The following is a 10,760-nucleotide window of genomic DNA, read 5'->3' on the forward strand; positions in this document are numbered from 1 at the left end:
CCCTCGGGCTCCCCCGCTCCGTCAGGCGACCAGCTCGCCGAAGGACTCCTCCTGGTCCTGGCCGAGGCTGAGCGCCCGGTCCTCGCGCAGCCGGCGCAGCGTGCGCCAGATGCTGCTCTTCACGGTGCCGACGCTGATGTTGAGCGTGTCGGCGATCTCCGGGTCGGTGCGTCCCTCGTAGTAGCGGAGCACCAGCATGGTCCGCTGCTGCTCGGGCAGCCGCGCCAGCGCCTGCCAGAGCACGGTGCGCAGCTCGGTGCCGCGCATGGTGTCGAACTCGCCCGGCGCCTCGGGCAGTTCCTCGGTCGGGTACTCGTTGAGCTTCCTGCGTCGCCAGGCGCTGATGTGCAGGTTGGTCATGGTCCGCCGCAGATAGCCGCCGACCGCCGCCTTGTCGCTGATCCGGTCCCAGGCGCGGTAGGTCGAGAGCAGCGCGCTCTGGAGCAGGTCCTCCGCCTCGAACCGGTCCCCGGTGAGGTGGTAGGCCGTGGCGTACAGGGAGGCGCGGCGCTCTCGTACGTAAGCGGTGAACTCCGCTTCCGTGCCCCCGTCGCGCCGCACGCTCCCGTTCCGCCCCCCATGCGCGTCCACCGCGGTCAGATGCGGCGGACGCTGGTGCCCGACGCCACGACGGCCCCCATGCCGCGTGGCTCCGGACTTCTCTCCGCACCGGACGGGAACCATCGCGGCGGCCGTGCGCGTCTCGTTCACCGCCGTGGTGGTGATGCCGTGCACTGCGCTCATCCCGCTCCCCCATCGTGAAGGCCGTCCGTGTTCGTGGGGAATACACTGCCGGGCCAGTTTCATCGCGCCGTCCGCCGTCTGTCACAGCGCTGTCACAGGGGTTGGCCGGCCTCGCGCGGCCTGACGGGGACGCTTCAAGGGACGGAAGGTCGAACTCCGGCCGGTCCATAGGCCACAATGAGCCGCGTGGCTTTTCTGTTGCTGATCGAGGACGACGAGGCGGTGCGGACGGCCCTGGAGATGAGTCTCACTCGCCAGGGGCACCGTGTCGTGACGGCGGCGACGGGTGAGGACGGCCTGAAGCTCCTACGCGAACAACGGCCTGACCTCATCGTCCTGGACGTCATGCTGCCCGGCATCGACGGCTTCGAGGTGTGCCGCCGCATCCGCAGGACCGACCAGTTGCCGATCATCCTGCTGACCGCCCGCAGCGACGACATCGACATCGTCGTCGGGCTCGAATCGGGCGCCGACGACTACGTGGTCAAGCCGGTGCAGGGCCGTGTCCTGGACGCCCGCATCCGCGCGGTGATGCGGCGCGGGGAGCGGGAGTCCAACGATTCGGCCACATTCGGCTCCATCGTGATCGACCGGGCCGCCATGACCGTCACGAAGAACGGCGCCGACCTCCAGCTCACGCCGACCGAGCTTCGGCTGCTGCTGGAGCTGAGCCGCCGCCCCGGCCAGGCGCTGTCCCGGCAGCAGCTGCTGCGCCTGGTGTGGGAGCACGACTACCTGGGCGATTCGCGCCTGGTCGACGCCTGCGTGCAGAGGCTGCGGGCGAAGGTCGAGGACGTTCCCTCCTCGCCCAAGCTCATCCGCACCGTGCGCGGCGTGGGATACCGGCTGGACGCGCCTTCGTGAGTGACGCCTCCCCGGGGGAGAAACCACCGGCCCCCCGCGCGCCCGGCCACGACGCGCCGCCTGACGGCAACGCGCCCGGTGCCGACGCGCCCCACGCGGTCGCCGTCGGTGAGCACGCCCCCGGCACGGGTGTGCCCGGGGAGGGCGCGCCCGGCGGGAACGCGCCCGGGGCCCGCGCGTCGGAGAGCAACGTGCGCGGCCGGCTCCGCTCGCTGCTGCGGCTCACGAGCCTGCGGCTGCGCCTGGTCACGGTGTTCGCGCTGGTGGCGCTGGTGGCCGCGGTCTCGGTCTCCGGCATCGCGTACTGGCTCAACCGCGACGCCGTGCTCACCCGCGCGCAGAACGCGGCGCTCCGCGACTTCCGCGAGTCCCTGGGCGAGCAGGCGAGCGTCCTCCCCGAGCGGGCGACGTGCGACGACGTGCGCGGCATGGCGGCGGCCGTGGCGAAGAACACCCTCAACTACGACGTGGTCCTCATGGACCCCCGCATCGCGGACTCGGCCGGCACCGCCGAGGAGCCCGCCGAGGGCTCCATATGCACCGCCGAATCCGACCCCGCCGCCTTCGGCTTCCCGATGGTGCCGGACTCCCTGGTCGAGGCCGTCCTCGACCGGCGCGACGGCGAGGGCGCGGCCGAGTACCACCTGTACTGGCAGCGGATCAGCGTCGACGGCGACCCGTACCTCATCGGCGGCACCCAGGTCATGGGCGGCGGCCCGACCGGGTACATGCTCGCCTCCCTGGCCCCCGAGCGTGACGACCTCAACTCGCTCGCCTGGTCCCTCGGCATCGCCACCGCCCTCGCCGTCATCGGCTCCGTCCTCCTCGCCCAGGCGGCGGCCACCATGGTCCTGCGCCCGGTGCAACGCCTCAGCGACGCGGCCCAGCAGCTCGGCGAGGGCAAGCTCGACACCCGCCTCGAAGTGCGCGGCGCGGACGAACTGGCCGAGCTGACCCGGACGTTCAACAGGTCCGCCGCCTCCCTCGAACAGCGCGTGAAGGACCTCAGCACCCGGGAGTCCGCGAGCCGCCGCTTCGTCGCGGACATGTCGCACGAGCTGCGCACCCCGATGACGGCCATCACCGCCATGACCGAGGTGCTGGAGGACGAGGTGGACAACCTCGACCCCATGATCGCCCCCGCGGTCCAGCTGGTGGTCAGCGAGACGCGGCGGCTGAACGACCTGGTGGAGAACCTGATGGAGGTCACCCGCTTCGACGCGGGCACGGCCCGGATGGTGCTGGACGAGGTGGACATCGCCGACCAGGTGACCGCCTGCATCGACGCCCGCGCCTGGCTCGACGCCGTTCATCTCCACGCGGACCGCGGCATCATCGCCCGCCTCGACCCCCGCCGCCTCGACGTGATCCTGGCCAACCTCATCGGCAACGCGCTCAAGCACGGCGGCTCCCCGGTCAGCGTGACCATCCGCGAGGAGACGGCGGGCGGCGGCAGCCTGCTCGTCGAGGTCGCCGACCACGGCCCCGGCATCCCGGAGGCGGTGCTGCCCCACGTGTTCGACCGCTTCTACAAGGCCAGCGCCTCGCGGCCCCGCTCCGACGGCAGCGGGCTCGGCCTCTCGATCGCCCTGGAGAACGCCCATCTGCACGGTGGCGACATCAGCGTGCACAACGCCCCGGAGGGTGGCGCCGTGTTCACGCTGCGGTTGCCCCGCGAGCCCCGGCTGCCCGAGCGCGAGCCGGCCGGCGCCGACCTCGGCAACGGCTCGGCGAAGGGGGACGGCGGATGAACGGGACACCGCGGGGCTCGGATGGGCGCGAACGGCGCGGGTGGCGCCGCAGGCGCGGGTGGACGCTCACCATGGTGGCCACCGCCGTGCTGGCGGCCACGGCCGGGGCCGCGGGCTGCGGCATCAGGCCCACGGACGTCCCCGTCGACGCGGGCCCCGCCCCCACCCGCGCCACCTGCGACGCGCGGCCCGCCGCGCAGGACACGGTCAGTTCCGAGGTCTACCTGCTGTGCGGCTCGCACATCGAGTCCGTCCACCGCCCCATCGAGCTGCCGGAGTCGGGCGCCGGCGACCGGGTGGCCGTGGCCAAGGCGCTGCTCGCCGAGCTCCAGTCGGACCCGGGGAACGAGGAGGAGGCGGCGGGCTTCACCAGCGAGGTGCCGCCCTCCCTGGAGGTCAACGGTCCCGTGGGCGACGACCCGGACCCCGCGCTGCGGCTGAGCGAGCGGCCCAGCGAGCTGACCGCCATCGCCCTGGTGCAGATCATCTGCACCTTCGCCAACAGCGAGCCCCTCGGCGGCAACGGCCACACCGTCCTGCTCGGCGGCCCCGACGACGCCCTCGGCGGCCAGCCCCAGCCCTACGCCTGCACCTCCGCGATGCGCACCAGTCCCGAGGCGGCCCACACCCCCGTCGGCCCGGCCTGAGACACACCGCGTGAGCGCGTCGTACGACGCAGGTCACATGCGAAGCGGGGAACCGGGCCCGACGCGGCCCGCGTCCTGATCCACGTGCAGCATCATCCTGCGGGTTCCACGGGACCCGGTGCCGGCCCGCCCCCGCGGCTGGCGGCTCTCGCACTTCTCTCGGCGTACCTGCTCTTCGTCACCTGGGCTGCGCTGCGCCCGCTCGACGTGCTCTGGGTCTCCCCCGGCAACGTCGAACCCCTGGCCACCATCCGCGCCGACCTGGAGCGCGGCCCCGAAGAGGCCACGCGCACCATCGGCGCCGGGCTGGTGCGCCTGGCGCCGCTCGGGGTGCTGCTCCCGCTCCTCTGGCAGCGGCTCGGCGGCACCCGGTTCGCCTCCCTGTTCCGCACCGGATTCCTGGGCGGCATGATCGCGCTCGCCCTGGAGGTGGGCCAGTCCTTCGTGCCCAGCCGGGTCGCCGATGTGGACACCGTCATCCTCAACACGGTCGGCATCGCGCTGGCCCACCAGCTGTGCTACTCCCGCCTGCGCCACCGCCTGCTCCGCGAGCCGCGCCAGGGCGCCCGGACGCCCGCGCGCCGGCGTGCGACGCCCCCGCCGGCCGCCGCCCCCGAGCGCGGTGCCGACCCCGGCCGGGCCGGCCGGGCCCGCCGCTGCTGGGGACCCGCCCGCTCCGAGCGCCGCGAGACCGCCGCCCTGTCCCCCCGCGGATAGCCGCACGGCACGGCTCAGGGCCCGCCCCCCTCGCGGGGGACGGGCCCTGAGGCCCGCGTGGATCTCCGGACTCCCGTGGCTCAGGAGCCGAGCGAGACGCCCTGGACGATCTGGTCCGTCGGCAGTCCCAGGCTGTCGGCCGGAAGGGGCAGCTTGCCCAGCACGCCCGTGGCGGCGGTCGTCAGGCCGGAGGGCTTGGTGGTGTGCGAGAGCATCTGCCCGGCCAGCGGGGCGGACTGCGTGGAACCGGTCACCAGGTCGGTGCCCGACCGGACCAGCTCACCACTGCCGCCCGGGAGTCCGCTGGTGGTCCCCTCCAGGGAGGGCAGCGTGCGCGCCACGTCGTCCGCCGTCTTGCCGACGCCGTCGGTGACCGTGGCGGAGGCGGTGCCCGCCGCCGCCGCGCCGAGGGCCGCACCGAGTGCGACCACACCGAGGGACTTCATCATTGCCTTCTTCATTTCTGTCACTGCGTCCTTGTGTGGGGTTGTGAGCGGCCCGCCGAAGGTAACCACTGAAAACCCGGTACCGCAATGAATCGAAATGCGCGCGGTTACCCGTAACCCACCGGGCCGACATTGTCGTACCGGCGGGCGCGACCCGCCGAGAACCCTCGCATCAGCGCAGTTCAGAGCGGTGAGGGACCCGGCCGGTTGAACAGCCATTCGGAGCGTAGCGCGGCGTACCCGGGCTTGATCACCTCGTTGATCATGGCCAGACGTTCATCGAAAGGAATGAACGCGGATTTCATCGCATTGACCGTGAACCACTGAAGATCATCCAGGGTGTAGCGGAAAGTCTGTACCAGATGGGTGAATTCGCGGCTCATGCTGGTGTCGCTCATCAGCCGGTTGTCCGTATTGACCGTGGCCCGGAAGCTCAGCCGCCGCAGCAGGCCGATGGGGTGCTCCGCGTACGAGGCGGCGGCGCCGGTCTGGAGGTTGGACGTGGGGCACAGCTCCAGGGGAATCCGCTTGTCACGGACGTACGCCGCCAGCCGCCCGAGCGTCACCGAGCCGTCGTCGTCCACCGTGATGTCGTCGATGATCCGCACCCCGTGCCCCAGCCGGTCGGCGCCGCACCACTGGAGCGCCTGCCAGATGGACGGCAGCCCGAACGCCTCGCCCGCGTGGATCGTGAAGTGGTTGTTCTCCCGCTTCAGGAACTCGAACGCGTCCAGGTGCCGGGTGGGCGGGAACCCGGCCTCGGCGCCCGCGATGTCGAAGCCGACGACGCCCAGGTCGCGGTAGCGGTTGGCCAGTTCGGCGATCTCCAGGGCGCGGGCCGCGTGCCGCATCGCGGTGAGCAGCGCGCCCACCCGGATCCGGTGCCCCCCGGCGGCGGCGAGCCGTTCGCCCTCGCGGAAGCCCGCGTTGACCGCCTCGACCACCCGCTCCAGCGTGAGGCCGCGCTCCACGTGCTGCTCGGGCGCGTACCGGACCTCGGCGTAGACGACGCCGTCCGCGGCCAGATCCCGCACGCACTCGGCGGCGACGCGGGCCAGCGCGTCCTCGGTCTGCATCACGCCGACGGTGTGCGTGAACGTCTCCAGGTACCGCTCCAGCGAACCCGAGTCGGCCGCCTCGCGGAACCAGGCGCCCAGGCGCTCAGGATCCTCGGCCGGCAGCCGGTCGTAGCCCTGCTCGGCGGCGAGTTCGGCGACGGTCGCGGGGCGCAGCCCGCCGTCGAGGTGGTCGTGCAGCAGCACCTTGGGGGCGCGCAGGATGTGCTCGGGGCTGGGCGGTGTCTGGCTCGGGGTCACGGGGGCACTCTACCGGCTACGCGCGTAGATCACCGAGCTTTCCCGGGCCGCGGGCACCGGCCCCCTCAACCCGCCGACTCCGGCTCGCCGCCCGCGAGGCGGCCCCTGCGGCCGAGCAGGAACCGCTTGAAGTCGGCCACCGGGCGCGTGTCCTGGGAGCCCGCCATCCAGGCCACGCCGATCTCCCGCACCGCCCGGGGCGCGATCACGGTCAGCTCGCTCACCCCCGGCCTGCGCACGGTCGGCGGGGGCAGCAGCGAGACGCCGAGTCCGGCGGCGACCAGGCCGCGCAGCGTCTCGGGCTCCTCGCCCTCGAACGCGACGCGGGGCCTGAACCCGGCCTGCTCGCACAGGGCGTCGGTGAGCCTGCGCAGGCCGTAGCCCGGTTCGAGGGTGACGAACGGTTCGTCGGCCGCCTCCGCGAGCCGGACCCGGCGCCTGGCGGCCAGGCGGTGGTCGGCGGGCACGACCAGGTGGAGGCGCTGCTCGTCGAGGCGGCGGGTGACCAGGTCGGGGGCCTCGGGGACGGGCGAGGTCAGGCAGAGGTCCAGCTCGCCGCCGCGCATCCGCTCGATCATGTCCTCGCCATAGCTCTGCACGAGCGCGAAGCGGACCCGCGGGTGGGTCTCGCGGAACGCCCGCAGCAGCGCGGGAACGGTCTCGGGGCCCATGGTGTGCAGGAAGCCGAAGGCGACCTTGCCCGCGGCCGGATCCGCGTCGGAGCGGACCGCGTCGGCGGCGCGTTCGACCTCGCCCAGGGCGCGTTCGACGGAACGGGCGAAGGCGCGGCCCGCGGGGGTGAGGGAGATCGTCCGGCCGTGGCGGGCCAGCAGGGCCACGCCGAGGTCGGCCTCCAGGCGGGCCGTCGCGCGGCTGAGGGTGGGCTGCGGCACGCCGAGTTCGGCCGCGGCCTGGGTGATGTGCTCGTGGCGGGCGACGGCGGCGAACTGGGCCAGCCGGGGCGCCAGAAGCGCGGCCCAGGAGCCCGACTCGACGTCCGCGGCGACCGGCGTGGCGCCTGTCACGGAGCCGTCGCCCCCGTTGCGCTGTGATGACATGGCGCCCCCTGACCTCAGCTGATGCATATCGGGCATCGATTATCGCATCTTCATGCATTGGACGCATGAGGCGGGGGCTCGTACGTTGGGGGCATGCCTACCGCCGCACCGGGGGCTCCCGCCACCGCGGGGGCCTCTCAACCGCCGTCCCAGGCCGCCACCGCGGCCCGTTCGACCCGTTCGACGCTGACCCGCATCAACCTCGCGCTGTTCGCCCTCGGCATGGCCACGTTCGCCATGCTCTTCTCCACGCAGGCGCTGCTCCCCGACATCGCCGCCGCCTACGCGGTCGGCCCCGGCCAGGCGAGCTGGACCGTCTCGGCCACCACCATCGGCCTGGCCGTGGCGGTGCTCCCGCTGAGCGCGCTGTCGGAACGGTTCGGGCGGCGGCGGACGATGACCCTGTCGGTGGGCGCGGCCGTGGCGTTCGCCGTGGTCATCCCGTTCGCGCCCGACCTGACCACCCTGATCGTGCTGCGCGCGCTCCAGGGCGCCGCGATCGCGGGGATCCCGGCCTCCGCCGTCGCCTACCTCTCCGAGGAGCTGCCCGCCAGGTCGACGGTCGGCGCGGTCGGCCTGTTCATCGCGGGCAACAGCGTGGGCGGCATGTCCGGCCGGGTGCTGACCGGCTGGGTCGCCGACGGCTTCGGCTGGCGCGCGGCGCTGGCGGCGGTCGCCGTGCTCGGCCTGGCCGCGGCCGTCGTCTTCCGCCTGCTGCTGCCCCGCTCGCGGAACTTCACCCCGGCCTCGATCCGGCCCCGCCTGGTGCTGCGCTCGGTGCGCGGCCACCTCGCCCGGCCGCTGCTGGCGCGCCTGTACGCGATCGGCGCGCTGCTGATGGCGGCGTTCAGCGCGGTCTACACCGTCATCGGCTTCCGGCTGGTCGAGGAACCGTTCAACCTCTCGGCGGGGCTCGCCGGTTCCGTGTTCGTCGTCTACCTCGTCGGCACCGGCTCCTCGTCCGCGACCGGGCCCCTGATGGACCGCCTCGGGCGGCGCGGGGCGCTGTATGTGGCGATCGGCACGGTGTCCGCCGGGCTGCTGCTGACCCTGGCCGACGCGCTGGCCGCGGTGCTCGCGGGTCTGGTGCTGATCACCGCGGGCTTCTTCTTCGGCCACGCGGTCGCCTCCGGCTCGGTGAGCCGGGTCGCGGAGCACGGCAGGGCCCAGGCGTCGGCGCTGTACCAGGTGGCGTACTACCTGGGCGCGAGCGCCGGCGGCACCACCGGCGCGCTGGTCTACCACCGGGCCGCCTGGGACGGACTCGTGGCGTTCGCGCTCACGGCCCTCGCGATCACGGCGGCGATCACCCTCTACGCCACGCGCCGCGCCGTCACCGACCGCCGTGCCCTGGCCAGGGCCGCCTGACGCGGCCCGCTCCGCGCCGCCTCCGACCCCTCGCCTCCTCCTCACCACTCGTCCCCGGGAACCGGAAGCGTGTGGACGGCGTGTGAGGAAAAGGCGCGGTGGGCCGCGCCCGCGCTGATCGGCGCGTCGGTCAACCAAAGGGTCGGGCATGGGGACCATCGGCGGCTACCGTCCGGAACTGATCAGGCGCCGTGGCATCGCCGCCGCGCTGCTCAACGCCAGCGGCCTGGGCGCCGGGTACCTCCACCTGCGCCTGTGGGCGCGCGCGACCGCCTGCTGGCTGGTCACCGCGGCCCTGATCGCCACGGCCAACGCGCTGAACGCCGCGGGCACGCCGCTGCCCTGGCTCGCCGTCTACCTGCTGTGGCTCGCGGCCATGGCGGCGGACGGCTACCGCCGCGTCCGCCATCTGCCCCTCCCCGACCCGGCCGCGCCGCCGGGACGCCCGTGGCTGCCGTACGCCGCCGCCGGCACGCTCCTCGTGGTGGTCGCGGCGGGGCTGACGTTCTTCCGGTCCATCCCCACCGGCGAGTTCGACCGCGCGGAACGGGCGCACGCCGACCGCGACTGCGCCGGGGCGCTGCCCCACTACGAGCGGGCCGCGGCCGGTCGCTACGCGTTCGCGCTGAACCCCGCCTCCGCCGAGGCGCGCACCGGCCGGGACGCCTGCGCCGTCGCGCTGCGCGCCGAGGCGGCGGCGGGGGACGGCGACTTCGAGGAGGCGGTCGCCGCCTACGAGTCCTACCTCGGCCACTACGACGGCGCCCCGCCCTGGGAGGGGGCCGAGGCGCGGCTGGGCCAGGTCCGCATGGCCGCCGCCGACGCGCTCGCCGAGGCGGCGACCGGCGCCGACGGCGACGACGGCGGGGAGGGGGCGGACGGCGCGGACCTGAGCGCCGCCTACCGCGCCGCCGTCGAGGCGTACACCACCGTGCGCGCCGAGCACCCCGACGCGCCGGAGGCGGCGCGGGTGCCCGGCCGGATCGCCGCGCTGTACGAGGCGGGTACGGCGGATCTCACCGACCGGCCCTGCGCGACGGTCGGCGACCTGGAGGCGTTCGAGGACCTCTCCACGGTGGAGACCTCCGAGGCCGCCCAGCTCGCGGCCCGCGCCAGGGACGGGCTCCCCGGCGCCCAACTGGCCTGTGGTGAGGAGCGGTTCGCGGCGGAGGAGTTCTGCCGGGCGGGCGACGCGTTCGAGGCGGCGTCGCGGCTGCCGGGGGCGACGGCGGGCCAGCGGGAGGAGGCCGAGGAGTCCACCGGCAGGTCGCTGTACGAGTGCGGCGTCGCGCACTACGAGGAACGGGAGTGGGCACGGGCCAGGGACGCACTCCAGCGCCTGATCGACGGCTACCCCGACGACGCACGCGCCCCGGTCGCCGACGAGCTGCTGATCGCCGTGGAGATCAGCGAGATCGGCGAGGGCACCACCGGCGCGCTCCCCCCGCCGCGACCGGCGGGCGGCGCTCCGGGATCGACCGTGACCGTCGAACTGGTCAACGACTCCACCGAGGCGCTCGAAATCCTCTGGACGGGCCCCGAGACCGGCACCGCCTCGATCGACGCCTGCACCGACTGCACCACCCGCGACGGCCTCGACGGCCGCTTGGGCGAGGCGTGCGGCACGGACCGGGAGCGCCCGGCGCGGACGCTGACACTCGCGCCCGGCGCATACGAACTGGTGGTACGCACCACCACCGGCGCGTATGTCACCCCCTACGCCGGCGACTGGACCCTCACCGGAGGCACGGCCTACACGGACTGCTACTACATCAGCGCCACACAGGAGTAGCAGAAGCCCCACGGCCCCACGAACCCCGCCCGAACCACCCCATCCATCACCCCATTG

At 73.9% G+C, this 10,760-nt stretch carries 10 protein-coding genes; 6 read left to right on the forward strand and 4 right to left on the reverse strand.

Annotated features, from left to right (window positions below; genetic code table 11):
* Positions 1–21: 21 nt before the first annotated feature.
* Positions 22–744 (reverse strand): SigE family RNA polymerase sigma factor, encoded by a 723-nt coding sequence (locus ADY01_RS26410; RefSeq protein ID WP_049578518.1) that lies wholly within the window; start codon positions 742–744, stop codon positions 22–24.
* A gap of 186 nt (positions 745–930) precedes the next feature.
* Here ADY01_RS26410 and ADY01_RS26415 point away from each other — a divergent pair, with 186 nt between their 5' ends.
* The 4 genes from ADY01_RS26415 to ADY01_RS26430 all read left to right on the forward strand — a co-directional run bounded on the left by ADY01_RS26415 (position 931) and on the right by ADY01_RS26430 (position 4,723).
* Positions 931–1,608, forward strand: coding sequence for a response regulator transcription factor (locus tag ADY01_RS26415; protein ID WP_078900625.1), 678 nt, complete (start codon positions 931–933; stop codon positions 1,606–1,608).
* 191 nt (positions 1,609–1,799) lie between these two features.
* Positions 1,800–3,359, forward strand: coding sequence for a sensor histidine kinase (locus ADY01_RS26420; RefSeq protein WP_078900628.1), 1,560 nt, complete (start codon positions 1,800–1,802; stop codon positions 3,357–3,359).
* On the forward strand, positions 3,356–4,006 hold the full coding sequence (locus ADY01_RS26425; RefSeq protein ID WP_078900626.1) for a hypothetical protein: 651 nt from the start codon (positions 3,356–3,358) through the stop codon (positions 4,004–4,006). Before ADY01_RS26420 ends, ADY01_RS26425 begins: the two co-directional genes overlap by 4 nt.
* An 84-nt stretch (positions 4,007–4,090) precedes the next feature.
* Complete coding sequence (locus ADY01_RS26430; protein ID WP_053171226.1) at positions 4,091–4,723, forward strand: VanZ family protein; 633 nt, start codon at positions 4,091–4,093, stop codon at positions 4,721–4,723.
* 80 nt (positions 4,724–4,803) lie between these two features.
* Here ADY01_RS26430 and ADY01_RS26435 read toward each other — a convergent pair whose 3' ends face one another.
* The 3 genes from ADY01_RS26435 to ADY01_RS26445 form a co-directional block, all read right to left on the reverse strand.
* Positions 4,804–5,184 carry a hypothetical protein gene (locus tag ADY01_RS26435; protein ID WP_159001445.1) on the reverse strand — a complete coding sequence of 127 codons (381 nt, stop codon included), beginning with the start codon at positions 5,182–5,184 and terminating at the stop codon, positions 4,804–4,806.
* 167 nt (positions 5,185–5,351) lie between these two features.
* Positions 5,352–6,485: an adenosine deaminase gene (locus tag ADY01_RS26440; protein WP_049578525.1), complete on the reverse strand. Its 1,134-nt coding sequence runs from the start codon at positions 6,483–6,485 to the stop codon at positions 5,352–5,354.
* A gap of 65 nt (positions 6,486–6,550) precedes the next feature.
* Positions 6,551–7,543: a LysR family transcriptional regulator gene (locus ADY01_RS26445; protein ID WP_049578527.1), complete on the reverse strand. Its 993-nt coding sequence runs from the start codon at positions 7,541–7,543 to the stop codon at positions 6,551–6,553.
* 93 nt (positions 7,544–7,636) lie between these two features.
* On the opposite strand from ADY01_RS26445, the gene ADY01_RS26450 reads away from it, so the two are divergent.
* Positions 7,637–8,911: an MFS transporter gene (locus ADY01_RS26450; RefSeq protein WP_049578529.1), complete on the forward strand. Its 1,275-nt coding sequence runs from the start codon at positions 7,637–7,639 to the stop codon at positions 8,909–8,911.
* Between the two features lie 148 nt (positions 8,912–9,059).
* The gene (locus tag ADY01_RS26455; RefSeq protein WP_049578530.1) at positions 9,060–10,703 is read left to right on the forward strand and encodes a tetratricopeptide repeat protein; all 1,644 of its coding nucleotides are present in this window, start codon (positions 9,060–9,062) and stop codon (positions 10,701–10,703) included.
* Positions 10,704–10,760 lie beyond the last annotated feature (57 nt).

Origin of the sequence: Streptomyces sp. SBT349 (assembly GCF_001083795.1) — a bacterium.
Taxonomy (GTDB): Bacteria; Actinomycetota; Actinomycetes; order Streptomycetales; family Streptomycetaceae; genus Streptomyces.

Coding starts and splice junctions, on each gene's coding strand:
- ADY01_RS26410 (WP_049578518.1), bottom strand. CDS start 744: ATGAGCGCAGTGCACGGCATCACCACCACGGCGGTGAACGAGACGCGC.
- ADY01_RS26455 (WP_049578530.1), top strand. CDS start 9,060: ATGGGGACCATCGGCGGCTACCGTCCGGAACTGATCAGGCGCCGTGGC.
- ADY01_RS26445 (WP_049578527.1), bottom strand. CDS start 7,543: ATGTCATCACAGCGCAACGGGGGCGACGGCTCCGTGACAGGCGCCACG.
- ADY01_RS26450 (WP_049578529.1), top strand. CDS start 7,637: ATGCCTACCGCCGCACCGGGGGCTCCCGCCACCGCGGGGGCCTCTCAA.
- ADY01_RS26435 (WP_159001445.1), bottom strand. CDS start 5,184: ATGAAGAAGGCAATGATGAAGTCCCTCGGTGTGGTCGCACTCGGTGCG.
- ADY01_RS26425 (WP_078900626.1), top strand. CDS start 3,356: ATGAACGGGACACCGCGGGGCTCGGATGGGCGCGAACGGCGCGGGTGG.